The sequence below is a fragment of the Pseudomonas sp. JL3 genome, from assembly GCF_031570575.1.
Classification (GTDB): Bacteria; Pseudomonadota; Gammaproteobacteria; order Pseudomonadales; family Pseudomonadaceae; genus Aquipseudomonas; species Aquipseudomonas cucumis.
Map to the genome: position 1 here is coordinate 21,599 of NZ_JAKWJK010000024.1, position 25,846 is coordinate 47,444.

At 59.2% G+C, this 25,846-nt stretch carries 27 protein-coding genes; 12 read left to right on the forward strand and 15 right to left on the reverse strand.

Translation table 11 applies throughout. The features are described from left to right. Positions 1 to 14: 14 nt before the first annotated feature. From dsbA to MMG91_RS26560, 3 genes are all read right to left on the reverse strand, one after another. Complete coding sequence (gene dsbA, locus MMG91_RS26550; protein WP_310661203.1) at positions 15 to 656, reverse strand: thiol:disulfide interchange protein DsbA; 642 nt, start codon at positions 654 to 656, stop codon at positions 15 to 17. Positions 657 to 853: 197 nt separating this feature from the next. Continuing rightward, entirely contained in the window at positions 854 to 1,465 is a 612-nt protein-coding gene (locus MMG91_RS26555) for a cytochrome c4 (RefSeq protein ID WP_310661204.1), read from the reverse strand. Positions 1,466 to 1,511: 46 nt separating this feature from the next. Beyond that, the gene (locus MMG91_RS26560) at positions 1,512 to 1,802 is read right to left on the reverse strand and encodes a cytochrome c5 family protein (RefSeq protein WP_038980343.1); all 291 of its coding nucleotides are present in this window, start codon (positions 1,800 to 1,802) and stop codon (positions 1,512 to 1,514) included. 191 nt (positions 1,803 to 1,993) lie between these two features. Here MMG91_RS26560 and yihA point away from each other — a divergent pair, with 191 nt between their 5' ends. Next, entirely contained in the window at positions 1,994 to 2,635 is a 642-nt protein-coding gene (yihA, locus tag MMG91_RS26565; RefSeq protein ID WP_305504011.1) for a ribosome biogenesis GTP-binding protein YihA/YsxC, read from the forward strand. Positions 2,636 to 2,935: 300 nt separating this feature from the next. Here the strand turns inward: yihA and polA are convergent, their stop codons facing one another. After that, positions 2,936 to 5,704, reverse strand: a complete 2,769-nt coding sequence (gene polA / locus MMG91_RS26570; protein WP_305504012.1) for a DNA polymerase I — start codon at positions 5,702 to 5,704, stop codon at positions 2,936 to 2,938. A gap of 74 nt (positions 5,705 to 5,778) precedes the next feature. Here polA and MMG91_RS26575 point away from each other — a divergent pair, with 74 nt between their 5' ends. Together MMG91_RS26575 and MMG91_RS26580 are read left to right on the forward strand one after the other, a co-directional pair. Beyond that, positions 5,779 to 6,066 carry a DUF2782 domain-containing protein gene (locus tag MMG91_RS26575; protein WP_008076254.1) on the forward strand — a complete coding sequence of 96 codons (288 nt, stop codon included), beginning with the start codon at positions 5,779 to 5,781 and terminating at the stop codon, positions 6,064 to 6,066. A 59-nt stretch (positions 6,067 to 6,125) separates the two neighbouring features. Further along, positions 6,126 to 7,076 carry a homoserine kinase gene (locus MMG91_RS26580; protein WP_305447648.1) on the forward strand — a complete coding sequence of 317 codons (951 nt, stop codon included), beginning with the start codon at positions 6,126 to 6,128 and terminating at the stop codon, positions 7,074 to 7,076. Positions 7,077 to 7,194: 118 nt separating this feature from the next. Here the strand turns inward: MMG91_RS26580 and MMG91_RS26585 are convergent, their stop codons facing one another. Further along, positions 7,195 to 8,115 (reverse strand): metal ABC transporter solute-binding protein, Zn/Mn family, encoded by a 921-nt coding sequence (locus MMG91_RS26585; protein ID WP_310661205.1) that lies wholly within the window; start codon positions 8,113 to 8,115, stop codon positions 7,195 to 7,197. A 66-nt stretch (positions 8,116 to 8,181) separates the two neighbouring features. Here MMG91_RS26585 and zur point away from each other — a divergent pair, with 66 nt between their 5' ends. From zur to MMG91_RS26605, 4 genes are read left to right on the forward strand one after another with little or no spacing between them, the layout of a single operon-like run. Further along, positions 8,182 to 8,664, forward strand: a complete 483-nt coding sequence (gene zur, locus MMG91_RS26590; protein WP_007902861.1) for a zinc uptake transcriptional repressor Zur — start codon at positions 8,182 to 8,184, stop codon at positions 8,662 to 8,664. After that, the gene (gene znuC, locus MMG91_RS26595; protein ID WP_008076246.1) at positions 8,664 to 9,443 is read left to right on the forward strand and encodes a zinc ABC transporter ATP-binding protein ZnuC; all 780 of its coding nucleotides are present in this window, start codon (positions 8,664 to 8,666) and stop codon (positions 9,441 to 9,443) included. Before zur ends, znuC begins: the two co-directional genes overlap by 1 nt. Next, positions 9,436 to 10,224, forward strand: a complete 789-nt coding sequence (znuB, locus tag MMG91_RS26600; RefSeq protein ID WP_310661206.1) for a zinc ABC transporter permease subunit ZnuB — start codon at positions 9,436 to 9,438, stop codon at positions 10,222 to 10,224. The genes znuC and znuB overlap by 8 nt, the downstream gene beginning before the upstream one ends. Before the next feature lie 37 nt (positions 10,225 to 10,261). Continuing rightward, a complete protein-coding gene (locus MMG91_RS26605; RefSeq protein WP_310661207.1) occupies positions 10,262 to 10,978 on the forward strand; it encodes a PA5502 family lipoprotein in 717 nt (238 codons plus the stop codon). Positions 10,979 to 11,074: 96 nt separating this feature from the next. On the opposite strand, the gene katE is transcribed toward MMG91_RS26605, so the two are convergent. After that, positions 11,075 to 13,213, reverse strand: a complete 2,139-nt coding sequence (katE, locus tag MMG91_RS26610) for a catalase HPII (RefSeq protein WP_310661208.1) — start codon at positions 13,211 to 13,213, stop codon at positions 11,075 to 11,077. A gap of 264 nt (positions 13,214 to 13,477) precedes the next feature. Here katE and MMG91_RS26615 point away from each other — a divergent pair, with 264 nt between their 5' ends. Genes MMG91_RS26615 through MMG91_RS26625 form a run of 3 tightly spaced genes read left to right on the forward strand, consistent with a single transcriptional unit; the run spans position 13,478 to position 15,993 of the window. Continuing rightward, positions 13,478 to 14,485 carry a methionine ABC transporter ATP-binding protein gene (locus MMG91_RS26615; protein ID WP_310661209.1) on the forward strand — a complete coding sequence of 336 codons (1,008 nt, stop codon included), beginning with the start codon at positions 13,478 to 13,480 and terminating at the stop codon, positions 14,483 to 14,485. Continuing rightward, positions 14,485 to 15,159, forward strand: a complete 675-nt coding sequence (locus MMG91_RS26620; RefSeq protein WP_305447653.1) for a methionine ABC transporter permease — start codon at positions 14,485 to 14,487, stop codon at positions 15,157 to 15,159. The genes MMG91_RS26615 and MMG91_RS26620 overlap by 1 nt, the downstream gene beginning before the upstream one ends. Before the next feature lie 60 nt (positions 15,160 to 15,219). Beyond that, positions 15,220 to 15,993, forward strand: coding sequence for a MetQ/NlpA family ABC transporter substrate-binding protein (locus tag MMG91_RS26625; RefSeq protein ID WP_305447654.1), 774 nt, complete (start codon positions 15,220 to 15,222; stop codon positions 15,991 to 15,993). A 197-nt stretch (positions 15,994 to 16,190) separates the two neighbouring features. On the opposite strand, the gene MMG91_RS26630 is transcribed toward MMG91_RS26625, so the two are convergent. Genes MMG91_RS26630 through MMG91_RS26650 form a run of 5 tightly spaced genes read right to left on the reverse strand, consistent with a single transcriptional unit; the run spans position 16,191 to position 20,099 of the window. Continuing rightward, on the reverse strand, positions 16,191 to 16,826 hold the full coding sequence (locus MMG91_RS26630) for an SCO family protein (RefSeq protein WP_258618624.1): 636 nt from the start codon (positions 16,824 to 16,826) through the stop codon (positions 16,191 to 16,193). After that, entirely contained in the window at positions 16,823 to 17,722 is a 900-nt protein-coding gene (gene cyoE / locus MMG91_RS26635; RefSeq protein WP_305447656.1) for a heme o synthase, read from the reverse strand. The genes MMG91_RS26630 and cyoE overlap by 4 nt, the downstream gene beginning before the upstream one ends. Beyond that, positions 17,710 to 18,789 carry a COX15/CtaA family protein gene (locus tag MMG91_RS26640; RefSeq protein ID WP_310661210.1) on the reverse strand — a complete coding sequence of 360 codons (1,080 nt, stop codon included), beginning with the start codon at positions 18,787 to 18,789 and terminating at the stop codon, positions 17,710 to 17,712. Before MMG91_RS26640 ends, cyoE begins: the two co-directional genes overlap by 13 nt. A gap of 10 nt (positions 18,790 to 18,799) precedes the next feature. Beyond that, positions 18,800 to 19,393, reverse strand: a complete 594-nt coding sequence (locus MMG91_RS26645; RefSeq protein WP_305504018.1) for a hypothetical protein — start codon at positions 19,391 to 19,393, stop codon at positions 18,800 to 18,802. After that, on the reverse strand, positions 19,359 to 20,099 hold the full coding sequence (locus MMG91_RS26650) for an SURF1 family protein (protein ID WP_310661211.1): 741 nt from the start codon (positions 20,097 to 20,099) through the stop codon (positions 19,359 to 19,361). The genes MMG91_RS26645 and MMG91_RS26650 overlap by 35 nt, the downstream gene beginning before the upstream one ends. Positions 20,100 to 20,169: 70 nt before the next feature. On the opposite strand from MMG91_RS26650, the gene MMG91_RS26655 reads away from it, so the two are divergent. Next, a complete protein-coding gene (locus MMG91_RS26655) occupies positions 20,170 to 20,373 on the forward strand; it encodes a twin transmembrane helix small protein (RefSeq protein WP_030129650.1) in 204 nt (67 codons plus the stop codon). Positions 20,374 to 20,389: 16 nt separating this feature from the next. On the opposite strand, the gene MMG91_RS26660 is transcribed toward MMG91_RS26655, so the two are convergent. From MMG91_RS26660 to coxB, 4 genes are all read right to left on the reverse strand, one after another. Then, the gene (locus tag MMG91_RS26660) at positions 20,390 to 21,277 is read right to left on the reverse strand and encodes a cytochrome c oxidase subunit 3 (RefSeq protein WP_305447660.1); all 888 of its coding nucleotides are present in this window, start codon (positions 21,275 to 21,277) and stop codon (positions 20,390 to 20,392) included. Positions 21,278 to 21,310: 33 nt separating this feature from the next. Beyond that, complete coding sequence (locus MMG91_RS26665; protein ID WP_310661212.1) at positions 21,311 to 21,868, reverse strand: cytochrome c oxidase assembly protein; 558 nt, start codon at positions 21,866 to 21,868, stop codon at positions 21,311 to 21,313. A 117-nt stretch (positions 21,869 to 21,985) separates the two neighbouring features. Then, positions 21,986 to 23,578 carry a cytochrome c oxidase subunit I gene (ctaD, locus tag MMG91_RS26670; RefSeq protein WP_030129647.1) on the reverse strand — a complete coding sequence of 531 codons (1,593 nt, stop codon included), beginning with the start codon at positions 23,576 to 23,578 and terminating at the stop codon, positions 21,986 to 21,988. Positions 23,579 to 23,660: 82 nt separating this feature from the next. Next, positions 23,661 to 24,788 carry a cytochrome c oxidase subunit II gene (gene coxB / locus MMG91_RS26675; RefSeq protein WP_305504022.1) on the reverse strand — a complete coding sequence of 376 codons (1,128 nt, stop codon included), beginning with the start codon at positions 24,786 to 24,788 and terminating at the stop codon, positions 23,661 to 23,663. 372 nt (positions 24,789 to 25,160) lie between these two features. Here coxB and MMG91_RS26680 point away from each other — a divergent pair, with 372 nt between their 5' ends. Beyond that, positions 25,161 to 25,811 (forward strand): hypothetical protein, encoded by a 651-nt coding sequence (locus MMG91_RS26680; RefSeq protein WP_310661213.1) that lies wholly within the window; start codon positions 25,161 to 25,163, stop codon positions 25,809 to 25,811. Positions 25,812 to 25,846 lie beyond the last annotated feature (35 nt).

The following is a 25,846-nucleotide window of genomic DNA, read 5'->3' on the forward strand; positions in this document are numbered from 1 at the left end:
GGCAGGTGCCGCGCTTAGTTGGCGACGGCCTTGGTTGCCGCTCGCTCTTTGGCAACCAGTTGGTCGGCCAGTTTGAGCGCTTGTTCAGCTCCGCCAGCAGAGCCGATGTCAAAGCGATACTTACCGTTGACGACCATGGTAGGCACGCCGGAGATTTCATATTTCTTGGCAAGCTCTTTGGCTTTGTTGATCTGGCCCTTGATAGCGAAGGAGTCGAAGGTGGCCAGGAACTTGTCCTTGTCTACACCTTGGGTCGCCAGGAAGTCGGCCATGTCTTCTTTGTCGGTCAGTTTCTTGTGTTCTTTCTGAATCGCCTCGAAAACTGCCGCGTGCACCTTGCTCTCGACACCCATGGCTTCGAGGGTCAGGAACATTTGGCCGTGTGCGTCCCAAGGGCCGCCAAACATGGCCGGAATGCGCACGAAGTTCACATCCGAAGGCAGCTTTTCAGCCCATGGGTTAACAACAGGTTCGAAGGCATAGCAATGCGGGCAGCCGTACCAGAACAGCTCCACGACTTCGATCTTGCCAGGCACGGCCACCGGGACCGGATTGCTCAGCTCGACATAGGGCGCTTCAGGTTTTTCGGCGGCTTGGGCAGTCATGCCGAACAGGCTGGCAGCGACGAGCGCGGCGCTGATGATCAGATTACGCATGCTTTACTCCTGGACAATTGGGTCGCCTCGCGCGACCTGTTTTCAGACAGATCCTGGCGGGCTTGAGTTTGTAGTGTAACGGCAGCGGCCACAAAAAAGGGCAGCCAAAGCTACCCTTTTTATGTTTGCATCGACGGATTAATCGAGTGTTAACGTTGCAAGAGATGTACACCACTCACAACACTCGATCACAGGCCTTAGTGCAAGCCTTGAATATAGCTGGAGACTGCGGCGATATCTTCGTCGCTCAGCTTTTTAGCGATGCTCTGCATCGGTTTGGTGTCGCCGTCGTTGGTGCGGCCGCCTTCTTCCTTGCGGAATTCGGTCAGTTGCTTGGCGACATATTGAGCGTGTTGCCCGCCCAGATGCGGGAAGCCCGCTGCGGCGTTGCCGGTGCCATTAGGCGAATGGCAGCCGGTGCAAGAAGGCAGGCCCTTGGCCAGATCGCCACCACGGAACAGTGCTTCACCGCGAGCCACGACTTTCGGATCGGCGGCGCCGACGCTGCCTTTCTGGCTGGCGTAGTAGGCGGCGATATCAGCCAGATCCTGATCACTCAGATTGGTCAGCAGGCCGGTCATTTCCAGTACCGTGCGTTTGCCGGACTTGATGTCGTGCAGCTGCTTGTTCAGATAACGCTCGCCCTGACCTGCCAGTTTCGGAAAGTTAGGCGCCATGCTATTGCCATCCGGGCCATGACAGGCGCCACATACTGCGGCTTTCGCCTGACCAGCAGTCGCATCACCTGCAGCATGGGCAATGCCGGAGATCCCCACGGTCAACAGCAGACTCACGATCAATTTGTTCATCAGCTAATCCAACTACGGCTAAGGGTTAAAGAGTTATGGGCCGGGTTTACTCGCTCATCCAGTGGATGATGGCTCGGTAATCCTCGGCACTGCAGTCCATGCACAAACCACGCGGCGGCATCGCCTTGAAACCCTGGGTCACGTGTTGCACCAGCGTCTCCATACCTTTCGCCAACCTCGGCGTCCAAGCTTCCTGATCGCCCTTGCGAGGCGCCATGGGTAGTTGGCCGGAATGACAGGCACCACAAACACGGTTGTACACAGCTTCCGGATCCTGTGTAGCCTGAGCGCTGTAAAGCGGCATCAAGACACCGGCAGCTAGCAGCCATTTCGTCATAAAACGACCTTTTCAGGGTTGAGAGCGTGCTGCGTTCTAATGCGCAATCAAGGTTAATCGCTCTCGTGAACTTCATCCTACGCTGGGACAAAGCGCACACAAAATCTGCGGCATTATATACTGGCGTCACTGAAACGGAAACGACACTGCTTGCCGCGTCCATTCCCGGCGCCGCCCACATCGGAAATCCCATGCAACTCAAGAACCCCATCCTCGGTCTGTGCCAACAGTCCACCTTCATGCTCAGCGCCGCCAAAGTCGATCAATGCCCCGACGACGAAGGCTTTGAAGTGGCCTTCGCCGGGCGTTCCAACGCCGGCAAATCCAGCGCGTTGAACACTCTGACGCACGCCAGCCTGGCGCGGACCTCGAAAACACCGGGGCGCACACAGCTGTTGAACTTCTTCAAGCTAGACGATGAACGCCGTCTGGTCGACCTGCCGGGTTACGGTTACGCGAAAGTACCGATCCCGTTGAAGCTGCACTGGCAGCGTCACCTCGAAGCCTATCTGGGCGGTCGCGAGAGTTTGAAAGGTTTGATTCTGATGATGGACATCCGTCATCCAATGACTGACTTCGACCTGCTGATGCTCGATTGGGCCATGGCCAGTGGCATGCCGATGCATATTTTGCTGACCAAGGCAGACAAGCTGACCTATGGCGCGGCGAAAAACGTGCTGCTCAAGGTTCAGGCGGAAATCCGCAAGGGCTGGGGCGATACGATCACTATCCAGCTGTTTTCGGCGCCGAAACGAATGGGCCTGGAAGACGCCTACACTGTATTGGCGGGCTGGATGGAACTGGCGGACAAGGGCAGCGAGACTGCCGAATAAGGCTTGCAGGGAAAAAAGCCAGGCAAAAAAAACCCCGGACTTCATATGGGGAGGGAGAAGTTCCGGGGTTCAAGTTCCGGACCGCTAGGGCGGGGTCCAGATATCTGCCAACACTTAACACAACATAGGAGCATCGAAGGGCTTCACCAGCCATTCAGTATCTCTGAGTGGCGGTTCACGGATTTAGTTCAGACTATTTTCAAAAACCATTGGAAATAATCGTCGTTATTTTCCGCACTATAGCCCTTCGTTATTTTGTGCTGCGGCAAGAGGCCGCAGCACACACGTCCCTCAGGCGACTTAGTGCGCCTCATCCCAGTTGTTGCCTACACCTACCTCGACCAGAAGCGGTACATCCAGCTGTGCGGCGCTGCTCATGTGCACGCGAATTTCCTCACGGACCTGGTCGACCAAGTCCTCTCGCACCTCGAGCACCAATTCATCATGCACCTGCAGGATGACTTTGGCGTCAAGGCCGGACGATGTCAGCCAGTTATCCACCGCTACCATGGCTTTTTTGATGATGTCCGCCGCGGTGCCTTGCATCGGGGCGTTGATCGCCGTGCGCTCGGCAGCTTTGCGCAGGGCCTGGTTTTTCGCGTTGATTTCCGGCAGGTAGAGACGACGGCCGAAGATGGTTTCGACGAAACCTTGCTCGGCGGCCTGGGCGCGCGTGCGCTCCATGTATTCCAGCACGCCGGGATAGCGGGCGAAGTAACGGTCGATGTAGGCCTGGGATTGTTTACGGTCGACGCCGATCTGCTTGGCCAGTCCAAACGCGCTCATGCCGTAGATCAGGCCGAAGTTGATGGCTTTGGCACTGCGACGCTGATCGTTGGTGACCGCGTCGAGCTCGACGCCAAACACCTCCGCTGCTGTAGCGCGGTGTACATCGAGGTTGTTGCGGAAGGCGTGCAGCAAGCCTTCGTCCTTGGCCAGATGCGCCATGATCCGCAGTTCGATTTGCGAATAGTCCGCAGCCAGCAGCTTGTAGCCTTTGGGCGCGACGAACGCCTGACGAATCCGACGACCTTCGGCGGTGCGAATCGGAATGTTCTGCAAGTTCGGATCGATCGACGACAAACGTCCGGTGGCGGCAACGGCTTGCTGGTAAGACGTATGAATGCGCCCGGTGCGAGCGTTGATTTGCTCGGGCAAACGGTCGGTGTAGGTGCTCTTGAGCTTGCTCAGTGAGCGATATTGCATCAGTACTTTGGGCAGCGGATAGTCCTGTTCGGCCAACTCGGCCAACACCGCTTCGGCGGTCGAGGCCTGGCCCTTGGCAGTTTTGCTGAGTACGGGCAAACCGAGCTTTTCATAGAGGATCACGCCCAGTTGCTTCGGCGAGCCGAGGTTGAACTCTTCACCGGCAATGGCAAAGGCCTCACGCTCAAGGGCGACCAGTTTCTCGCCCAGTTCGACGCTCTGGATGCCCAGCAAGTTGGCGTCCACGAGTGCGCCTTGGCGCTCGATACGGGCCAGAACCGGCATTAGCGGCATTTCAATCTCGTTGAGCACCTTGCCCAGGCTTGGCGTTGCTGCCAGTTTTTCCTGCAAAGCCAGGTGCAGCCGGAAGGTGACATCGGCATCTTCGGCAGCATAGGGGCCCGCCAGCTCAAGCGAGATCTGGTCGAAGGTCAGCTGCTTGACGCCTTTGCCCGCGATCCCTTGAATGTCGGTCTTGCTTTGGCCCAGGTACTTGAGCGCCAGGCTGTCCATGTCGTGACGGGTGGCCGTCGAGTCCAGTACGTAAGACTCGAGCATGGTGTCGTAGGCGATGCCCTGAACAATAATCCCGTTGCTCTGATCACCACCGATGGCGCAGTTGGCGAGGATATTGGTTTCGAACTTGGCGTGTTGGCCGACTTTCAGCTTATTCGGGTTTTCCAGCAGCGGTTTCAGCGCCAGCAGTACAGTGTCGCGATCCAGCTGTTCCGGCACGCCCATGTAGGAATGGGTCAGCGGGATGTAGGCTGCTTCGTTGGCCGCGACGGAAAACGCCAGACCCACCAATTGCGAATGTTGAGCATCGGTGCCATTGGTTTCGGTGACGAAGGCGATCAACGGTGCCTTGTCGAGCTTGTCCAGCCAGGCCTCGAAACGCGCCCGGTCGAGGACGGTTTCGTACTTCGCTTCGGCTGCTCCCGGCTGCTCCTGGACGACTTCAACAATGTCCTGACCTGCGCGCTTGGCATCGCGCTGGTTTTCTTCGAACCAGCTTTTGAACTCCAGCAGGGAATACAGCTCGGCGAGTTTTTCGTGATCCGGTGGGCCCATATGCAGGTCGTCGAGGCCGAAGTCCAGCGGTACGTCGATCTTGATGGTTGCCAACCGATAAGAAAGAAAGGCCATTTCCTTATGCTCTTCGAGCTTGGCCGGCAGTGTCTTGGCGCCGCGAATCGGCAGGGTCGGGACGATGTCGAGCTGCGCATAGAGCTCGGTCAGACCACCGTTCACACCGACCAGCAGACCGGAAGCGGTCTTTGGACCGATACCCGGAACGCCCGGGATGTTGTCGGATGAATCGCCCATCAGTGCCAGGTAATCGATGATCTGCTCGGGAGCGACGCCGAATTTCTCCTTCACGCCTTCCACGTCCAGCGCGCTACCGGTCATTGTATTGACCAAGGTAATGTGCCCGTCGACCAGTTGCGCCATGTCCTTGTCGCCGGTGGAGATCACCACCGGACGGTCGGCGGCCGCGCTGCTGCGGGCCAGAGTGCCGATCACGTCGTCCGCTTCGACGTTGTCCACGCATAGCAGTGGAAAGCCCAGGGCCTTGACGCTGGCGTGCAGCGGCTCGATCTGGACCCGCATGTCGTCGGGCATGCTTGGGCGATTGGCCTTGTATTCGGCGAACATCGCGTCGCGGAACGTCCCGCCCTTGGCGTCGAATACCACGGCGAACGGGCTGTCCGGGTACTGCTTGCGCAGACTCTTGAGCATGTTCAATACGCCCTTCACCGCACCGGTCGGCAGGCCTTTGGACGTGGTCAGCGGTGGCAGCGCGTGAAAGGCGCGGTACAGATAAGAAGAACCGTCCACCAGGACGAGGGGGGCTTGGCTCATGAGCAGGATCAACCTTTTCGGCGGGTCCGGCGCTAGAATAGCGGGACCGTTGACGACAAAGGGACAAGGTTATCATGCGCACACTAAATCGCTTGTTGCTGGCTGGCTTGTTTGCAATCACTCCATTGGCTGTCATGGCGGCGGACGACGCCCCCTCGGCAGACCCGGATGTAACAATCCGCACGGAAGGTGACAAAACCATTCAGGAATATCGGCAAAATGGTTTTTTGTATGCCATCAAGGTGACCCCGAAAGTCGGTAAACCGTATTTCCTGGTGCGCGCTGATGGCTCGGACGGTAACTTCATTCGCTCGGATCAGCCGGATATGTTGATTCCGTCGTGGAAAATATTCGAGTGGTAAGCCGCTCCTAACTTAAATCGGCGCCGGCAGTCGCGGCGCCCGTACTGGCAGTTTTAACCATGTCTGTGTTCACCCCCCTGGCTCGGCCCGAGCTGGAAACCTTTCTCGCCCCTTACGGGCTTGGCCGCCTGCTTGATTTCCAGGGGATCGCCGCCGGTAGCGAAAACACCAATTTCTTTATCAGCCTGGAGCAGGGCGAGTTTGTCCTGACCTTGGTCGAGCGCGGTCCGGTGCAGGAGATGCCGTTTTTCATCGAGCTGCTCGACGTGCTGCACGACGCCGATCTGCCGGTACCTTATGCCCTGCGCACCACCGACGGCGTCGCGTTGCGTGAACTGGCCGGTAAACCTGCGCTGTTGCAGCCCCGTCTGGCCGGTAAGCACGTCAAGGACGCCAACGCGCAGCACTGCGCTCAGGTCGGCGAGCTGCTGGCTCATTTGCACCTGGCGACCCAGGCCAACATGATCAAACGCAAAACCGATCGCGGCCTGGACTGGATGCTGGAGGAGGGCACGCAGTTGCTTTCGCATCTGAATGCCGAGCAAAGCGATTTGCTGCAACGGGCGCTGGATGAAATCACACAGCAGAAGACGAAAATTCTGGCGCTGCCGCGAGCCAACATCCACGCCGACCTGTTCCGCGATAATGCGATGTTCGAAGGCACGCACCTGACCGGGTTGATCGACTTCTACAACGCCTGTTCGGGGCCGATGCTCTATGACGTGGCGATTGCCTTGAACGATTGGTGTTCGGACGAGCAAGGGCAGCTCGATGGCGCTCGGGCGCGGGCGTTGCTGGGCGCCTATGCCGCGCTGCGACCGTTTACCGCTGCCGAAGCCGAGCTATGGCCGACCATGCTGCGCGTGGCGTGCGTACGGTTCTGGTTGTCGCGGTTGATCGCCGCGGAGTCTTTCGCCGGGCAGGACGTGTTGATTCACGATCCGATGGAGTTTCAGTTACGGCTGACGCAACGGCAGAAGGTCAACACGCCACTACCTTTCGCCCTCTAAAAGCATCGCGGGCAAGCCGCTCTCCCACAGGGTTTGTGTCGTTCATAATATTGGCGAACGACACAAACCCTGTGGGAGCGTGGCTTGCCCGTGATTGGGGGCGACACAATTTTCGGAACTACAACGACTCCAGACACCCCGCCAAATCATTCCCCAGCTTTTCCAGCAACTGCTCATACCCCTGAGCGGTCGCTGGCGTGTATCCGCCCAGCGCATCCAGCTCCGCCAGTTTCACCGGCAGCCCGGCCACCAGGGTTTCTGCCAGGCGTGGGCGCAGCGGAGGTTCGCTGAACACGCAGGTCTTGCCGACTTCCTGCAACCGCGTGCGCATCGCTGCCACGTGTTGGGCACCGGGCTGCACTTCGGCAGCGACACTGAACACGCCGGTGTGCTTGAGGCCGTAAGCGTCTTCGAAGTAGTCGAAGGCTTCGTGGAACACGAAGTAAGGCTTGCCCGCGATACCCGCCAGACGGGCCTTCAGGCGCAGGTCCAAAGCATCGAGACGCTGATCGAACGCCTTGAGGTTGCTCTGGTAGCGCGCCGCGTTGGCCGGATCTACAGCACTCAGATCGTTGGCCATTTTGGTGGCGATCACGCGGGCGTTGATCGGTGACAACCACAAATGCGCATCCAGGTTGCCGGGGCGGTGATCGTGATCATGCTCATCGGCTTCTTCGGCGTCGGAGTGGTTATCTTCGGCGAAATGTCGCAGTTTCAGGCCGGGCAAATCCTGCACCGCGATGCTGGGCAGCGTACGACCTTTCAGCACGCGAGGCAGGAAACCTTCCATGTCCGGGCCGATCCAGTACAGCAGCGCCACCGATTGCACTTTCCGTACGTCGGATGGGCGCAAGGCATAGTTATGCGGCGAAGCGCCGGGCGGCAGCAAGACTTCCGGAACCGCTATACCGTCCTGTACCGCAGCGGCGATCAGCTGCAGGGGCTTGATGCTGGTGAGGACTTTGACTTCGGCTTGAGCAGAGCCGATCAGCAGGAAAGTTGCTAAAAATGCGACGAAGATAGAAAAAATTCGGGACACGATGACCACTCGAAGAGGCGAGAACGGGTAACATAATAACGTCTCTCACAAAACTCGTCGCCGCTCATGCCTAAAACACCGATTGCCAGCCGTCCCCACGACCACTCTCATTGCGTTCATAGCGCATTGTCTGAGGCCGATGCCTTGTGCGCACGTCAGGGGCTGCGTCTGACCGCTTTGCGTCGACGGGTGCTGGAACTGGTATGGCAAAGCCACAAACCGTTGGGTGCCTACGACATTCTGGCGGTGCTCAGCGAGCAGGACGGCCGCCGCGCCGCGCCTCCGACCGTGTACCGCGCGCTGGATTTCCTGCTGGAAAACGGCCTGGTACACCGCATCTCCTCGCTGAACGCCTTTGTCGGCTGCAATCACCCGGAACACGCTCACCAGGGCCAGTTCCTGATCTGCCGCGAATGCCACGCCGCCATCGAACTCGAACAGAAATCCATCAGCGACGCGATCATCAATAGCGCCAAAGATGTTGGATTTATCGTCGAGGCCCAGACCGTTGAAGTGATCGGTCTCTGCTCGGGTTGCCAGGGGGCGTGATGAGCAACGCGCTGATTCGCCTCGAGCAGGTGGCTGTCACCTTTGCCGGGCAAAACGTGCTGGACAACATCGAGCTGAGCGTCGAGCCGGGGCAGATCGTCACCTTGATCGGCCCCAACGGTGCCGGCAAAACCACGCTGGTGCGCGCGGTGCTTGGCCTGTTGAAACCGGACAGCGGCAGCGTCTGGCGCAAGCCAAAGTTGCGCGTTGGTTACATGCCGCAAAAACTCCATGTCGATCCGACCCTGCCGCTGTCGGTGCTGCGCTTCTTGCGTCTGGTGCCGGGCGTGGACCGCGCTCGGGCGTTGGCCGCCCTCAAGGAAGTCGGCGCCGAACAGGTCATCGACAGCCCGGTACAAAGTGTTTCCGGTGGCGAAATGCAGCGGGTGCTACTGGCGCGTGCATTGCTGCGCGAGCCGGAACTGCTGGTGCTGGATGAGCCGGTGCAAGGCGTCGATGTGGCCGGTCAAGCCGAGCTCTACAGCTTGATAACACGCTTGCGCGACCGTCATGGTTGCGGCGTTTTGATGGTCTCTCACGATTTGCATCTGGTGATGAGCACCACCGATCAGGTGGTGTGCCTGAATCGCCATGTCTGCTGTTCCGGGCATCCCGAGCAGGTCAGCGGCGATCCGGCATTCGTCGAGCTGTTCGGAAAAAACGCACAAAGCCTGGCGATATATCACCACCATCACGACCACGCCCACGACCTGCATGGCTCGGTGGTCAGCGCGGTCCCGTCGACTCACGTTCATGGAGATAGCTGCAAGCATGGCTGATTTTCTGCTTTATGCCCTGCTTGCAGGTCTGGCCCTGGCGCTGGTCGCGGGTCCGTTGGGTTCCTTCGTGGTCTGGCGGCGCATGGCCTATTTTGGCGACACCTTGTCCCACGCGGCGCTGCTCGGCGTGGCGCTGGGTTTTCTGCTGGATGTCAGCCCGACCGTTGCGGTCACTGTAGGCTGCTTGTTACTGGCGGTATTGCTGGTGACGTTGCAACAACGCCAGCCACTGGCCTCCGACACGCTTTTGGGAATTCTCGCACCGAGCACGCTCTCTCTGGGCCTTGTGGTACTAAGCTTCATGCATGAAGTGCGGATCGACCTGATGGCCTATCTGTTCGGCGACTTGCTGGCGATCAGTCCGACCGATCTGGCCTGGATCCTCGGCGGTAGCGCGGCGGTGCTGGTATTGCTGGTCACGCTGTGGCGACCTTTGCTGGCTATCACGGTGCACGAAGAACTGGCCAAGGTGGAAGGTTTGCCCGTGGCGTCGTTGCGTCTGGCCCTGATGTTGCTGATCGCGGTAGTGATCGCGGTGGCGATGAAGATCGTTGGTGTTTTGCTGATTACTTCGTTACTGATTATTCCGGCGGCTGCGGCACAGCGTCACGCCCGCTCGCCGGAGCAGATGGCACTGGGCGCGAGCCTGCTGGGCATGCTCGCGGTGTGTGGCGGGCTGGCGTTGTCCTGGTTCAAGGACACACCGGCCGGCCCGTCGATTGTGGTGACGGCCGCCGCGCTGTTTCTGCTGAGTTTTGTCCTGCCCCGTCGAGGGGTGTAGACTTGCTCGTTTTTTGCGCAAATAGAGAGTCGCAGGAATGAAGCCGTTCGCCTCCCGTTATCTGCTCCTTGTCGCATTTTCGCTGCTGCTGGGCGCTTGCCAAAGCACGCCACCGGCGGCCACCGAGGCCCCCGATGCGCGGGCCACGGCTATCGCACAGCTGGAACAAAGCCTGGCCAGCAGCGAACTGGCCACCGCCGAAGGACAATTGGCGGCTTTGCAGGCCGAGTCGCCCAACGATCAATCCCTTGAGCAATACCAGCGGCAATTGGCTGAAGCCTATTTGCTGCGTAGCCAGATCGTGTTGCAAAAAGGTGATGTGAATGCAGCAGCCACCGCCCTCAGCCGTGCCCGGGTATTGATGCCCAAGGCCCCGGCGCTGACCGGTGGCGTCAACAGCGCCATCGTCCATGCGCGCAAGGCTGAACTGGACAAAGCCGAAGCGGCTCTCAAGGCTGCGGAAGCCAAACCTCAGGCCAAAGTCATCGACCCGACGGCTGAAAGCACCACGGTGGCATTAAACCTCACCGATATCAGCAAGCTGCGTCGTCAACTGGATGCCATCGCCGCCGATGTGGTGAATTACCAGTGCGATGTGAGCATCCAGGCGCCGCGCACCCAGGATTACCCATGGCTGGCCACGCTGCTGACCAAACGGGTGAAGAAGCTGGATTCGGAGTTTGATCTGAAGCTGGAGAAGCAAATTCTGCGCAATATTCCGGCGCAGATGGTTCTGAGTCCGCGCAAGCCTTAAACGCTTCGCGGGCAAGCCTCGCTCCTACAGGATTTACGCTGCACCTGTGGGAGCGAGGCTTGCCCGCGAAGGCGTCCTCCTACTCGATAAAGGCCCTCAAGCCGGAACCGCCTTGGCCTTAGGCTCCCTATCCCACACCCGATGCTGCCCGATCGCGGCAAAAAACGCCTTGAACAGCTTGGCATCGTTACCCACGATCAACCCCGCATCAGCCTCCAGCTTCAACACATCCAGCAACTGCTTTGCTTCGCCATACAACGCGATTGCCTTTAAATGCTTGTACGCCTCCAGCAGGTAATGCAGCGCTACACCATCGGTATTCAGCGCCTTGATCGACGCTGCGCCACCCGGCACGAACACCGCGTCAAATGCCACCGACGGTAAACCTTCCATCGACGCATCCACCGGCAGCGCTTTGCCATCGGCGGTTGTCACGGGGGCTGAGGTCGGGCCGAGCAGTTTGGCGTGCGCGCCTTCGGCCATCAGAGCCTTCTTCATCGCATCAATCGCCGCGCCATCCACCCCGTTGGCCGCCAGAATCGCCACTTTTCGGGTTTTGATATCCCCCGAGAGCAAGTTGGCCTGGCTCAGGGCGGGGGAGTGGTCGAGTGACGTTTTGCGCACCTCGATCGTTCCGGCCTTAGGTACCGGCAAGCCCAGGTTCTGTGCCACGCGTTTGGCCAGTTCCAGATCGATATTGGCCAGGATCTCATTCACCTGTCGCGCGCGAATAAATTCGCGTTCGACCTTGCCCAGCTCAAAACTGTAAGCGGCGATGATGTGTTCCTGCTCGTGCTTGCTCATGCTGTGGAAAAACAGCCGCGCTTGAGAGAAGTGATCGCTGAACGACTCGCTGCGCTGACGGATTTTCACAGCGTCGATGCGCTCCGGATAAGTCTCGAAACCGCCGTCCTGCGCGGCTGGTGGGGTTTCCTTCGGCCAGCCGCTGTCGATGGAGTTCGGCTCGTAGGAAGCGCGTCCCTTGTCGATGGTGGTGCGGTGCTGCGCATCCCGTTGACCGTTGTGGAATGGTGAAACCGGACGGTTGATCGGGATCTCATGAAAATTTGGCCCACCCAGTCGGCTGATCTGCGTATCGGTGTAGGAAAACAACCGACCTTGCAGCAACGGGTCATTGGAGAAATCGATCCCCGGCACGATATGCCCGGGGCAGAAGGCGACCTGCTCGGTCTCGGCGAAGAAATTGTCCGGGTTGCGGTTGAGCACCATCTTGCCCAGCGGAGTGATCGGCACCACTTCTTCAGGGATCAGTTTGGTCGGGTCGAGGATGTCGAAATCAAAGGCATGTTCGCTTTCTTCCTCGATAACCTGTACGCCCAATTCCCATTCCGGGTAATCCCCCGTCTCAATGGCCTCCCAGAGATCACGACGGTGGAAGTCGGTGTCTTTGCCGGCGAGCTTCTGCGCCTCATCCCACACCAGCGAGCAGGTGCCAGCGGCAGGGCGCCAGTGGAATTTGACGAAGCGTGCTTTGCCTTCGGCATTGATCATGCGAAACGTGTGCACGCCGAAGCCCTGCATGGTGCGCAGGCTTTTGGGGATTGCCCGGTCGGACATGGTCCACATCACCATGTGTGCGGATTCCGGCACCAGAGAAACAAAGTCCCAGAAAGTATCGTGGGCCGAACCACCGGTAGGAATCTCGTTGTGGGGTTCGGGTTTTACCGCATGTACGAAGTCAGGAAACTTGATCGCATCCTGAATGAAGAACACCGGCATGTTGTTGCCCACCAGATCGAAGTTGCCTTCGTCGGTAAAAAACTTCACCGCGAAACCTCGTACGTCCCGCACGGTATCGCCTGATCCGCGCGGACCTTGCACCGTGGAAAAGCGCACAAAAACCGGAGTCTTTTGATGTGGGTCTTGTAGGAACCCGGCCTTGGTCAGTACGGAATGGGTTTCATATGCCTGGAAGTAACCATGGGCGCCGGTGCCACGGGCATGGACGATGCGCTCGGGAATGCGTTCATGGTCAAAGTGCGTGATTTTTTCACGCATGATGAAGTCTTCCAGCAACGACGGCCCGCGGGCGCCGGCCTTCAACGTGTTCTGATTGTCCGCGACCTTCACGCCCTGGTTGGTGCGCAAGGCCTGTTCGGTGGCATCGGAGCGAAATTTTTCCAGGCTGTCGAGCTTGGCGTTGGTGTTGCTGCGGTCCAGGGTATCGGTCCCGGCCAGTGCGCCTTTGGGAGCGGCAGGCTTTTTAGTACTCATCAGACGTAAACTCCTCGTTGCGATTCCCGCCGTAGCCAGGACTCTTGAGCAATACCCCAGACACGGCATCGGGGCGTTTTCGAGTTGCCTAATTAGTGACTGATGAGGTTTTTAGCCGTTCCTTTTTTATGACCTTTGATCGCGTTATTGCCAAATGGAAGGTTGAATGCGGAATAAATGCTAATAACCTCTATACGGACAGGCTAAAATGCGCGCCCGGCTAACCGCTGATCCTTTTCTAACGCGCCCCACAAGGTTCGCTACGTGATCGAGTTTCAAAACGTCCACAAAACTTACCGCGTCGCCGGTAAGGATATTCCCGCCCTGCATCCGACCAGTCTGACGATTGAGAATGGTCAGGTCTTTGGCCTGATCGGCCATTCCGGCGCGGGAAAAAGTACCCTGCTGCGTCTGATCAACCGCCTGGAAAACTCCAGTGGCGGCAAGATCATCGTCGATGGCGAAGAAGTCACCGCGCTGGACGCCAATAGTCTGCGGCGTTTCCGTCAGCAGGTCGGGATGATTTTCCAGCACTTCAACCTGCTGGCGTCCAAGACTGTGGCCGACAATGTCGCGTTGCCGCTGGCCCTCGCCGGTGAACTGTCCCGTAGCGAAATCGACCGGCGTGTGGCGGAGTTGCTGGCGCGGGTCGGCCTGTCTGACCATGCGAAGAAGTACCCGGCGCAACTGTCTGGCGGTCAGAAGCAGCGTGTCGGCATCGCCCGCGCCCTGGCAACCAAACCGAAGATCCTGCTGTGCGATGAAGCCACCAGTGCCCTGGACCCGCAAACCACGGCGTCGGTCCTGCAACTGTTGGCCGAGATCAACCGCGAGCTGAAACTGACTATCGTCCTGATCACCCACGAAATGGATGTGATCCGTCGGGTCTGCGATCAGGTGGCGGTGATGGATGCGGGCAAGATCGTGGAGCAAGGTTCGGTGGCCGAGGTATTCCTGCATCCCAAGCACCCGACCACCAAGCGCTTCGTGCAGGAAGACGAGCAGATTGACGAAAGCGAACAGCGCGACGACTTCGCTCACGTACCGGGGCGCATCGTGCGTCTGACCTTCCAGGGCGAAGCGACCTACGCGCCGTTGCTGGGCACCGTCGCCCGGGAAACGGGTGTGGACTACAGCATCCTGGCCGGTCGTATCGATCGCATCAAAGACGTCCCTTACGGGCAATTGACCCTGGCCGTCACCGGTGGCGACATGGAAGCGGCGTTTGCGCACTTCACTGCGGCTGACGTCCACATGGAGGTGCTGCGCTGATGGAAGTCCTGACGAGTTTCTTTTCCAATATCGACTGGTACGAAATCTGGCTGGCCACCGGCGACACCCTGCTGATGCTCGGCGGTTCGCTGTTGTTCACCGTGCTTTTGGGATTGCCGCTGGGCGTGCTGTTGTTCCTGTGCAGCCCGCGCCAGTTGCTGGAAGCCAAAGGCGTGTACGCGATGCTGTCGCTGGTGGTGAACATTCTGCGTTCGCTGCCATTCATTATTTTGCTGATCGTGATGATTCCGTTCACTGTGTTGATCACAGGCACCTCCCTGGGTGTCGCCGGTGCGATTCCACCGCTGGTGGTGGGGGCCACGCCGTTCTTCGCACGACTGGTGGAAACCGCCTTGCGTGAAGTGGATCGCGGCATCATCGAGGCGACCCAGGCCATGGGCGCGACGACACGTCAGATCATCATCAATGCCTTGCTGCCAGAAGCCCGCCCGGGCATCTTCGCGGCGATTACGGTGACAGCGATTACACTGGTGTCCTACACGGCAATGGCCGGTGTGGTCGGCGCTGGTGGCCTGGGCGATCTGGCAATCCGTTTTGGTTACCAGCGTTTCCAGACGGATGTGATGGTTGTGACGGTTGTGTTGCTGCTGATGCTGGTACAAGTGCTGCAAACCGTTGGTGACAAATTGGTTGTCCACTTCTCACGTAAATAAGTCATGAGCCGGCCATTCGCTGGCAGGCGCCAAACGGGCGCCTCACAAGGAGTTAGCTGAATGAAAAAACTACTCGTCGCGTTCGCTGCCGTTGCAGCCTTCTCCGCACACGCTGCCGACACCCTGACCGTCGCGGCCACCCCGGTACCACACGCGGAAATCCTCGAGTTTGTTAAACCGGCCCTGGCCAAAGAAGGCGTGGACCTGAACGTCAAGGTGTTCACCGACTACATCCAGCCGAACGTGCAGGTGGCCGAGAAGCGTCTGGACGCCAACTTCTTCCAGCACCAGCCGTACCTGGATGAGTTCAACAAGGCCAAGGGCACTAACCTTGTCAGCGTTGCCGGTGTGCACCTGGAACCGCTGGGCGCTTACTCCAGCAAGTACAAAGCGCTGACCGAGCTGCCGGGCGGCGCCAACGTGGTGATCCCGAACGACGCCACCAACGGCGGTCGTGCGCTGTTGCTGCTGGCGAAGGCTGGCCTGATCAAGTTGAAGGATTCGAACAACATCCTGTCGACCGTGAAGGACATCACCGAGAACACCAAGGACCTGAAATTCCGCGAACTGGAAGCCGCGACCATCCCGCGCGTGCTGACTCAGGTCGACCTGGCGCTGATCAACACCAACTACGCGCTGGAAGCCAAGCTCGATCCGTCCAAGGACGCGCTGGTCATCGAAGGCAACGACTCGCCATACGTGAACATCCTCGTTGCTCGTCCAGACGACAAGGACAGCGCCGCGATGCAGAAACTGGTAGCTGCCCTGCACAGCCCGGAAGTGAAAGCCTTCATTCTCGAAAAGTACAAAGGCGCGGTATTGCCGGCGTTCTGACGTTGAAGGGGACGCAGAGCATCCCTGGCTGCATTCCCACGCGGAGCGTGGGAACGATCAAAAAAACGGGGACGCATTGATTGCGTCCCCGTTTTTTTATGCCTGAAATACCATCCCTGTAGGCGCCAGGCTTGCCGGCGAAGGCGCTCGCGAGATTGCCTTCGCCGGCAAGCCTGGCTCCTGCGGGGCGGTGTCGGTTATTCGCGCTTGAGCATCACCGGCAACTGCGCCACCAGTTTCTGGTTGTTCAACGGTGCGCGTATGAACCCGCGTTGAGTCCCGTCCGGTCCGATCACCGCGAGGTTGCCGCTGTGATCAACCGTGTAATTAGGCTTGCTGGTGTCCGCTGGAATAAACGGAATACTCACCGCATTGGCCAGTTTCTGAAGGTCTTCGACCGAGGATGCGGTCAGCCCGATGAATTGCGGATCGAAGTAGCCCAGGTACTGTTTGAGTTGCTTGGGCGTGTCGCGGTTCGGGTCGACGCTGACCAAAACGATCTGCAACTTGTCCACAGCATCCGCCGGCAGTTCGCTCTTGATCTGCCGCAGCTGGGCGAGGGTGGTCGGGCAGATGTCCGGGCAGAAGGTGTAGCCGAAGAACAACAGACTCCATTTGCCTTTCAGCTCGTTGACCGCCACCGGCTTACCGTCCTGATCGGTCATCTTCACGTCTGGCAGGTTACGGCTTTGGGGCAACAGGATGATCCCCGCATCGATCAGTGCCGTCGGGTCGCCCTGGTTTTTTCCGGTCAGAACTTTATTAATGGTCAGGCCCAGGATCAGCGCGATCAAGGCGACGAGAATGAAGACGGTTTTCTGGGTTCGAGTCATAGGTTCAACAGTAAGTAGTGGTCAACGAGCAGCGCGATAAACAGCAGGAACAAGTAGTAAATAGAGTACTTGAACGTGTTGATCGCCGCGTGCGGCCGAGTGCCACGGTACAGCACCACGGCCCATTGCAGAAACCTCGCGCCCAGTGCGAGGGCACAAATCAGGTAGAGCACGCCGCTCATGTGGATCACGTAGGGCATCAGGCTGACGGCCAGTAGTGCAAAGGTATAAAGCAGGATGTGGACTTTGGTGTAGTGCTCGCCATGGGTCACCGGCAGCATCGGAATGTCAGCCTTGGCGTATTCCTCCTTGCGGTGAATCGCCAGTGCCCAGAAGTGCGGCGGGGTCCAGGCGAAGATGATCAGTACCAGCAGCAACGGTTCGGCGGTGACATGACCGGTGGCGGCGGTCCAGCCGAGCAGCGGCGGGGCCGCACCGGCGAGGCCACCAATGACGATGTTCTGCGGCGTCGCGCGTTTCAGGAAACCGGTGTAGACCACGGCATAACCGAGCAAGGACGCGAGGGTCAGCCACGCCGTCAACGGGTTGGTGAAGGCTAGCAGCAGAGCTTGGCCGAGCACCGCCAGCACCAGAGCGAAAGTCAGCGCAGCGGTAGGAGAAACCCGACCTTCGGCCAAGGGCCGTTTGTGGGTCCGAGCCATGACCGCATCGATGCGCCGGTCCACCACATGGTTAACCGCCGCCGCACCGCCGGCGCACAAGGCAATCCCCAGATTGCCGAACACCAGCACCGTCCACGGCACCCCGGCGCGCGTCGCGAGAAACATGCCGACCAGCGAGGTGATGAGCATCAGCACCACCACTTTCGGCTTGGTCAGCTCCAGGTAATCGCGCCAGATTGCCTGACTGTGACGTTCACCGATCAGGGTCGCCATGGCATTTCTCCTTTTATTGTTATGGGCCCAGCCGAGTGTTTACGCAGGCTGAGACGCCAGCGTACTGGGGGCTGATGCTTGACCCGAACCAGGCTGGTTCGCGCGTGATAATTGACCAGCACCATTGTCAGCAACAGCGCTGCACCGCAGGCGTTGTGGGCGACGGCCACCGGCAGCGGCAAGTGGAACACCACATTGCTGATGCCCAAGGTGATTTGTACGGCAAGGGCGATCAGCACCATGGCGGCCAGTCGCGTCATGCCGACAACCTTCAGTTGCCAGGCCAGACCAAGCAGCACAAGGGTGACCAATAGCGCGCCGATGCGGTGAGTCAGGTGAATCGCGGTGCGGGCATCGCTGTCCAGTTGCCCGCCCAGGTAATTGGGGCCGATGTGTTGGGTCAGGTGAAAGCCGTTGGCGAAATCAGCCGGTGGCAGCCATTGCCCGTGGCAGGTCGGAAAGTCGATGCAGGCCACCGCCGCGTAATTGGAACTGACCCAGCCACCAAGGGCAATTTGCAGGATCACCAGCAACAATCCGGCGGTCGCCCAGTGCTGCAAGCGTCGAGGCACGGTCAGCGCCGGCAACACACCGGACAGGCGCAAGGTCAGCAGAAACAACAGGCTCAAGGTCGCAAAGCCGCCAAGTAAATGCCCGGTGACCACTTGCGGCCAGAGCTTGAGTGTCACCGTCCACATGCCGAACGCCGCTTGGGCGAACACCACCGCCAGCACAAACAACGGTAGTTTCACCGGCTGCCCCGGGTGATGACGATGGGTCCAGGCGCGTCCCGCCAGCACCGCGATCAATAGCCCCAACGTGCCGGCGAAGTAGCGATGAAGCATTTCGTTCCAGCCTTTGTGGGCTTCTACCGGCGCGTCGGGGAAATGCAGTTCGGCATGGGCCAGTTGGGCTTCGCTGTTCGGCACGCTGATAAAGCCGTAGCAGCCGGGCCAGTCCGGGCAGCCAAGACCCGCATGGGTCAGGCGCGTGTAGGCGCCGAGCAACACCACAATCAGTGCCAGCAAGGTGGCAAACAGCGCGAGGCGAAATCCAGGTTTGGCCATGACGATGCCCTTATCCGATGTTCGACAGTTTCAGCAAATGGCGCAGGTCGTTGAGCAGGTCCTTGCCCTTCACCGTCGGGTCGTAGCGCAGCACCAGATTGCCGTGAGGGTCGATGATCCACAGGTGCGGCGTGTCATTGCTCTGAGCGCCTTTGATGTAGGTCGGCGGGTCCAGTGAATAACGTTGCAGCTGCGGATATTCACGTTGAAGTTTAGTCTCGTAATCGCTGTTCAGCGGCTGTGCGATGGCCAGCGCATGGCTGGCGCGGGAGGCATCGCGACCGAGGCCGATCTGGATCTGGCGCGCCAGATACACCAGCTGCTGGCAGTCCACCGAACAGTCCTTGGGCGCTGTCACCAGTAGCTGCCAGCGGTCTTCTTGCGCCGGTACGCCGATGTCGGCGCGGGTCTGGCCATTGCCGATCAGTTCGCCGTGATAACTGCGGCCCTCCGGCACCCAGAACTGCAATTTGTACATGCCGGTGGCGAGGATCATCGGACCGATCACTCCCAACAGGATCAGTAACAGCTGCAAGCGCCCGCGCCGACGATTTACCGGCGTTTTCGCCTCAGACATGCCGGGTGGATTCATGACCGCTCCCATTATTGTTCTCCTTTGCGTTGTGCCAGCCGAGATAGAGGTAAAGGCCGAGCAGGGCTGTCGACAGGGCGAACCACTGCACGGCATAAGCCACGTGTTTTTCCGGTCCCATGGCCACCACCGGCCAATCGGCCTGGTAGGTCGCGGGACCGCTTTGCGCGCGTAATTCGTAGGCGAAACCGTCACGGTCAAGCGCCGCCCAGAGCCTGGCCGGTTCAATGGCGGTGACCAGTTGTGGCCAGGTCGTGGCGTCTGGGTCGGCGTGCAACTGGAACGTTGCGCCGGGGGAGACGTAGACCCAGGCGTCGAGGCTCAATGCCTGGGTCGGTGTGGTGAATGACGGCGGTGTGCGCCGATCCGGCCACGGCAACCAGCCGCGATTGACCAGCAGCCACAGCCCGGTTGCCCGGTCCTGAAACGGTTGCAGCAACTCGACCCCGACCTTGCCGTCGCGCTGACGGTTGTCCAGCAGCAGGCTGTGTTCGGCATCGAACTGGCCGTGCAGGCGAACCCGGCGGAAGGCCGGATCTTCGGTGTGTTGCAGTTCGGTGCTGGCCATCGGTTCGGCCGCCCGGCGTTCGGCATAGCTTTGCAGCAGTGCGCTTTTCTCCGCGCCCCGGCTCAACTGCCAGAACCCGAGTGACACCAGCAAGGGCAGCAGTACCGCGACCACCAGAGTCGGCACGAGGCCCGGCCGGAAGCGTTTCATGGCGTCGCCAGAAAGTCGGTAATCGCGATAGCTATACTCAAATGCATCGCCTGTCCCCCGGAGTGTCACCATGCTCAAAGCAGCCATCGTCCTGATGCTGATTGCCACGGTTGTCAGCCTGTTCAGCGGCCTGTTTTTTCTGGTCAAGGACGACAGCCACTCGAATCGCCTGGTCATCGCCTTGAGTGTTCGTGTTGCGCTGGCCGCCACCACTGTCGGCTTGATCGCCTGGGGTTTTTTCAGCGGCCAGTTGGTGTCTCACGTGCCTTGGTAGTCATGCGAACCAAGGCTCAGAGCACGTAGACGAAAACGAACAGACCGATCCACACCACGTCCACGAAGTGCCAGTACCAGCTCGCCGCCTCGAAGCCGAATTGATGGTCGGCATCGAAGTGCCCGCGCATGACCCGCATCAGCATCACGAACAGTATGATGGTGCCCATGGTCACGTGGGCGCCGTGGAAACCGGTGAGCATGAAGAACGTTGCGCCGTAGATGCCGGAACCCAGAGTCAGGCCCAGTTCGTGGTAAGCGTGGATGTACTCTTCGGCCTGGAAACCGAGGAACGCGCAACCGAGCAACACGGTCAGCGCCAGCCAGATTTTCAGTGCGCCGCGATGGCCTTTCTTCAAGGCGTGGTGAGCAATGGTCACGGTGACGCTGGAACTCACCAGCAGCACGGTATTGAGCAGCGGCAGGCCCCAGGGGCTGATGACTTCCTTGGGGGGAGGAAAGAGTTTCGGGTCCGGGTTGTTCAGCAGCGGCCAGGTGAATTCAAACGTTGGCCACAGCATATGAGCGAGGCCTTTGGTGCCTTCACCGCCCAGTGCCGGGCCCGTGATGTTGCGCACATAAAACAGCGCACCGAAAAAGGCGATGAAGAACATCACCTCCGAGAAAATGAACCAGCTCATGCCCCAGCGGAACGAGCGGTCCATCTGTGCGCTGTACAACCCCGCGCGACTTTCCTTGATCACCGTACCGAACCAGCCGAACAGCATGTAGGCCAGCAGCAGGCTGCCGACGAAAAAGATCAATGGGCCATGGGATTCCGGACGCGCAGCCTTCAGGTCGTTGAACCAGGTGCCCAGGCCGAACACCGTGACGAACATGCCGACCGTGGCGATAATCGGCCATTTGCTCTGGGCTGGAACGTAATAATGTTCGTGAGTTGCCATTTATTGTTCTCCTTATCGGGCACGCTTTAACGCCTAGCCACCGGTGCTTGTTGCAACAGCCACGGGCGGATGACGTGCGGTGATATCGAACAGCGTGTAGGACAGCGTCAGGTGCTTCACTTCCTTGGGCATGTCGCGGTCAACAATGAACCGTACCGGCATCTCGATTCGCTGACCGGGCTGCAGCACTTGCTGGGTAAAGCAGAAACATTCGGTCTTGTGGAAGTACGCGGCTGCGTTGCTGGGCGCGATGCTTGGTACCGCCTGCGCGCTCATCGGGCGATCAGTCGGGTTGTGGGCGATAAAAATCATCTCGTTCACCGCCCCCGGGTGAGCGGTCAGCTCATTACTCTTGGGATAGAAATCCCAAGTCATGTCGGCCGCGTTGGTCGACAGAAACTGCACGCGAACCTGCCGCGAGACGTCGACCGTTTGCTCGCCTTCATACTGCCCGGAGGTTTTGCCATTGATGCCGAACGCCTGGCACATCACGTCGTAGATCGGCACCAGGGCAAAGCCGAAAACAAACATCGCCACCACCACCAGCAACAGGCGGGTGACCAGTTTCTTCGTCGAAATCGAATCAGCCATGATTTCCAACCTCCACCCACGATCCTGTGGGAGCGGGCTTGCCCGCGATAGCGGTATGTCTGACACACCGCGCTGGCCCTATCGCAGGCAAGCCAGCTCCCACAGGACCGAGGCGTTTCATTTCACTTCCGGCGGCGTGGTGAAGGTGTGATAGGGCGCGGGTGACGGAATGCTCCATTCCAGGCCTTCGGCGCCATCCCACGGCTTGGCCGGTGCCGGCTCGCCGCCGCGAATGGTCTTGATCACGATGAACAGGAAGAAGATCTGCGTGGCCCCGAACATGAAAGCACCGATCGACGACACCATGTTGAAGTCGGCGAATTGCAGGTTGTAGTCCGGAATCCGCCGCGGCATGCCCGCCAGGCCCACGAAGTGCATCGGGAAGAACGCCAGGTTCATGCCGATGAACGAGAGCCAGAAATGCAGCTTGCCGAGGGTTTCGTCGTACATGTGGCCAGTCCATTTCGGCATCCAGTAGTAGGCCGAGGCGAAGATCCCGAAGATCGCCCCCGGCACCAGCACGTAGTGGAAGTGCGCGACCACGAAGTAGGTGTCCTGGTACTGGAAGTCCGCCGGGGCAATGGCCAGCATCAACCCGGAGAACCCGCCAATGGAGAACAGAATGACGAACGCCACGGCGAACAGCATCGGCGTCTCGAAGGTCAGCGAGCCTTGCCACATGGTGCTGGCCCAGTTGAACACCTTGACCCCGGTGGGCACCGCGATCAGCAGCGTGGCGTACATGAAGAACAACTCGCCCACCAGCGGAATGCCGACCACGAACATGTGGTGCGCCCAGACGATGAACGACAGGAACGCAATACTCGCCGTGGCGTAGACCATCGAGGTGTAGCCAAACAGTGGCTTGCGCGAAAAGGCCGGAATGATCGAGCTGACGGCACCGAAGGCCGGCAGGATCATGATGTACACCTCGGGGTGACCGAAGAACCAGAACACATGCTGGAACAACACCGGGTCTCCGCCACCGGCGGCACTGAAGAAGCTGGTGCCGAAGTGGATGTCCATCAGCATCATGGTCACGCAGCCGGCCAATACCGGCATCACCGCGATCAGCAGGAACGCGGTGATCAGCCAGGTCCAGACGAACAGCGGCATTTTCATCAACGTCATGCCGGGGGCGCGCAGGTTGAGGATGGTCGCGATCACGTTGATCGCCCCCATGATCGAACTGATCCCCATCAAGTGGATGGCGAAGATGAAGAACGTCACGCTTTCCGGCGCGTAGGTCGTCGACAACGGTGCATAGAAGGTCCAGCCGAAGTTCGGCCCGCCGCCGGGGGTGAACAGGGTCGATACCAGCAGCAGGAACGCTGCCGGCAACAGCCAGAAACTGAAGTTGTTCATCCGCGGCAGGGCCATGTCCGGCGCGCCGATCATCAATGGGATCATCCAGTTGGCGAGGCCGACGAAGGCCGGCATCACCGCACCGAACACCATCACCAGGCCGTGCATGGTGGTCATCTGATTGAAGAATTCGGGCTGGACGATTTGCAGTCCCGGCTGGAACAGCTCGGCACGAATCACCATGGCGAACGAGCCGCCCAGCAGGAACATGGAGAACGCAAACCACAGGTACAGCGTGCCGATATCCTTGTGGTTGGTGGTCAGCACCCAGCGCATCAGGCCTTTGGCGGGGCCGTGGGCGTGGGCGGTGCCGGTATGAACATGGTCATCGACTACAACTGTCATGGCCTGTCTCCTGCAAACGGATGGGCTGGGCGGGCCGGGGCGTCATGCCCCGAGCGGTTCCTTACGTGCGCAATTAACCGGGTCATTTGCTTTCCGCCTGTTTCAGCTCCAGCACTTCTTTAGGGGTGACCATGTCGCCTTTGTTGTTGCCCCAGGCGTTACGTTCGTAGGTCACGACCGCTGCGATATCGACTTCCGACAGCTGTTTGCCGAACGCCGCCATGGAGGTGCCGGGCTTGCCGTGGAAGACGATGTTCAGGTGATCCTTGATCGGGCCGGTGGCGATTTTCGAGCCCTTGAGCGCCGGGAACATCGGCGGCAAGCCCTGGCCTTCGGCCTGGTGACAGGCCACGCAGGTGGTGTGATAGACCTTGTCGCCGCGCTCCTTGAGCTCATCGAGGGTCCATTCCTTGCTGGTCAGCTCTTTGAGCTGTGCGGCTTCCGCCTTGCGCTCGGCCAGCCAGGTTTCGTAATCGGCCTTTTCCTTGACCTCGACCACGATCGGCATGAAACCGTGATCCTTTCCGCACAGCTCGGCGCACTGGCCACGGTAGATGCCGGGCTTTTCGACACGGGTCCAGGATTCATTGACGAAGCCCGGAATCGCATCGCGCTTGACCGCGAAGGCCGGCACCCACCAGGAGTGGATGACGTCGGCAGAGGTCACCAGAAAGCGCACCTTGGCACCGATAGGCAGCACCAGCGGCTTGTCGACCTCCAAGAGGTAATGCTCGCCTTTGGTTTCCTTGTTGTGGATCTGATCGGCGGGGGTGGTCAGGTTGCTGAAAAATTCGACGTCCTGACCCAGGTATTTGTAGTGCCACTTCCACTGATAACCGGTGACCTGGATATCGATATCCGGCTCAGTGTTGTCGTACATCTGGATCAGGGTGGCGGTTGCGGGGACCGCCATGGCCACCAGAATAAGCAGGGGCACGATGGTCCAGAGAATTTCGACGGTGGTGCTTTCATGAAATTTTGCGGCCACCTGCCCGGTAGAGCGGCGGTGGACCATCATCGACCAGAACATGGCGCCGAAGACGATGATGCCGATCACGACACAGATCCAGAAAATGGTCATGTGCAGATCGAATACTGCGTGACTGATTTCAGTCGCTCCAGGCGCCATATTCACAGTCCAGGCCGCTTGCGCCTGACTGAAAATCGACCACAACAGGAGGCCCATCCAGACTTGTGGATGTCGCATCATTGCGGGTTCCCCTTATAGTTCTTTTTATCCCGCCGGCTTTCACCTGCGGCAAGGGAGCGGCTTTTTCAGACTACGAACTTGAATCGCCGAGCCTTGCTGCATATGCAGTCGGGCGTCATCAGCTAACTCCATTCAGAACCGAGTATAGACAGCGACTGCCACCTCGCAATGTGATGGCGTAAATCGGCTGAAACAGGTTGAGCTTGCGTTCCAGGTCACGAATGGAGAAGGATGCAGACGAGTGGTGGCAAATCGATATAACGTAGATGTCTCAAGGATGAAATAATTATGACAAATACGTCTTAGGCTTTTTCATAAGCCAGCTACGTTATGTCTTCCCCTATTTCACTGCCTTTGTTTCCTGGAGTTTTCATGAACACCGCCGCATTGCGCGAGCAGATCCAAAAAGCCCAACAACATGAGGCCGAGACCGGCCTGTTGACTCGTCAGTTGGAAACTCAATTGCCGCACCTTCACTCCGCCATCCAATTGCCGGATGTCGATGCCAATGGCGTAATGACGCGTTTTGTGGCCGCGTATATAGAACAAGTGCCGGACCTGCTGGATGCAGCCAATGAAGTCGCCAGGGAAGCGGGCATTGAATCGCAGATCAAGCCGGTATTGAAAATCGCCGAGCAGTTCTTTCTCCAGCCGCCGGCGATCATGGCCGGTCACGTTGGCCTGGACAGCCTGCTGGACGAAGCTTATCTGGCACATCGATTGGTCGAAGAGGTCAACGATCTGTACATCAAGCATCTTGGCCAGCCATTGATCCCCTTGGACATGACTGTTGCCAACCTGATTGCTCACCAATTGATCGGCGAGGAATTTGCCAATCAACTGGATGAGGCGGTGCATCACGCCGTGGATGAGATGCTTAACGATGAAAGTTTCGCGCTGGAATCGGTAGAGGCCTACCGCGAGAAACTCAGCAGCCCGGACACCGGCGCCGCGTGGAAGCGCTGGCCGTGCCTGTCGCGTCAATTGGGCGTGGGCCTTGAGCTGGATCAGCCAGCGGCTTGATTCAACGGTAGCAATTGAACACCTGTGGGAACGGG

What these genes read in the sequence shown, in the direction of transcription:
- MMG91_RS26630 (WP_258618624.1), bottom strand. Translation starts at nt 16,826, where the DNA reads ATGACTCGAACCCAGAAAACCGTCTTCATTCTCGTCGCCTTGATCGCG.
- MMG91_RS26645 (WP_305504018.1), bottom strand. Translation starts at nt 19,393, where the DNA reads ATGGGAGCGGTCATGAATCCACCCGGCATGTCTGAGGCGAAAACGCCG.
- MMG91_RS26560 (WP_038980343.1), bottom strand. Translation starts at nt 1,802, where the DNA reads ATGACGAAATGGCTGCTAGCTGCCGGTGTCTTGATGCCGCTTTACAGC.
- MMG91_RS26625 (WP_305447654.1), top strand. Translation starts at nt 15,220, where the DNA reads ATGAAAAAACTACTCGTCGCGTTCGCTGCCGTTGCAGCCTTCTCCGCA.
- zur (WP_007902861.1), top strand. Translation starts at nt 8,182, where the DNA reads ATGCCTAAAACACCGATTGCCAGCCGTCCCCACGACCACTCTCATTGC.
- MMG91_RS26580 (WP_305447648.1), top strand. Translation starts at nt 6,126, where the DNA reads ATGTCTGTGTTCACCCCCCTGGCTCGGCCCGAGCTGGAAACCTTTCTC.
- MMG91_RS26680 (WP_310661213.1), top strand. Translation starts at nt 25,161, where the DNA reads ATGAACACCGCCGCATTGCGCGAGCAGATCCAAAAAGCCCAACAACAT.
- MMG91_RS26575 (WP_008076254.1), top strand. Translation starts at nt 5,779, where the DNA reads ATGCGCACACTAAATCGCTTGTTGCTGGCTGGCTTGTTTGCAATCACT.
- MMG91_RS26665 (WP_310661212.1), bottom strand. Translation starts at nt 21,868, where the DNA reads ATGGCTGATTCGATTTCGACGAAGAAACTGGTCACCCGCCTGTTGCTG.
- coxB (WP_305504022.1), bottom strand. Translation starts at nt 24,788, where the DNA reads ATGATGCGACATCCACAAGTCTGGATGGGCCTCCTGTTGTGGTCGATT.
- MMG91_RS26620 (WP_305447653.1), top strand. Translation starts at nt 14,485, where the DNA reads ATGGAAGTCCTGACGAGTTTCTTTTCCAATATCGACTGGTACGAAATC.
- ctaD (WP_030129647.1), bottom strand. Translation starts at nt 23,578, where the DNA reads ATGACAGTTGTAGTCGATGACCATGTTCATACCGGCACCGCCCACGCC.
- MMG91_RS26660 (WP_305447660.1), bottom strand. Translation starts at nt 21,277, where the DNA reads ATGGCAACTCACGAACATTATTACGTTCCAGCCCAGAGCAAATGGCCG.
- dsbA (WP_310661203.1), bottom strand. Translation starts at nt 656, where the DNA reads ATGCGTAATCTGATCATCAGCGCCGCGCTCGTCGCTGCCAGCCTGTTC.
- znuC (WP_008076246.1), top strand. Translation starts at nt 8,664, where the DNA reads ATGAGCAACGCGCTGATTCGCCTCGAGCAGGTGGCTGTCACCTTTGCC.
- MMG91_RS26555 (WP_310661204.1), bottom strand. Translation starts at nt 1,465, where the DNA reads ATGAACAAATTGATCGTGAGTCTGCTGTTGACCGTGGGGATCTCCGGC.
- polA (WP_305504012.1), bottom strand. Translation starts at nt 5,704, where the DNA reads ATGAGCCAAGCCCCCCTCGTCCTGGTGGACGGTTCTTCTTATCTGTAC.
- cyoE (WP_305447656.1), bottom strand. Translation starts at nt 17,722, where the DNA reads ATGGCGACCCTGATCGGTGAACGTCACAGTCAGGCAATCTGGCGCGAT.
- MMG91_RS26640 (WP_310661210.1), bottom strand. Translation starts at nt 18,789, where the DNA reads ATGGCCAAACCTGGATTTCGCCTCGCGCTGTTTGCCACCTTGCTGGCA.
- MMG91_RS26655 (WP_030129650.1), top strand. Translation starts at nt 20,170, where the DNA reads ATGCTCAAAGCAGCCATCGTCCTGATGCTGATTGCCACGGTTGTCAGC.
- katE (WP_310661208.1), bottom strand. Translation starts at nt 13,213, where the DNA reads ATGAGTACTAAAAAGCCTGCCGCTCCCAAAGGCGCACTGGCCGGGACC.
- znuB (WP_310661206.1), top strand. Translation starts at nt 9,436, where the DNA reads ATGGCTGATTTTCTGCTTTATGCCCTGCTTGCAGGTCTGGCCCTGGCG.
- MMG91_RS26650 (WP_310661211.1), bottom strand. Translation starts at nt 20,099, where the DNA reads ATGAAACGCTTCCGGCCGGGCCTCGTGCCGACTCTGGTGGTCGCGGTA.
- yihA (WP_305504011.1), top strand. Translation starts at nt 1,994, where the DNA reads ATGCAACTCAAGAACCCCATCCTCGGTCTGTGCCAACAGTCCACCTTC.
- MMG91_RS26605 (WP_310661207.1), top strand. Translation starts at nt 10,262, where the DNA reads ATGAAGCCGTTCGCCTCCCGTTATCTGCTCCTTGTCGCATTTTCGCTG.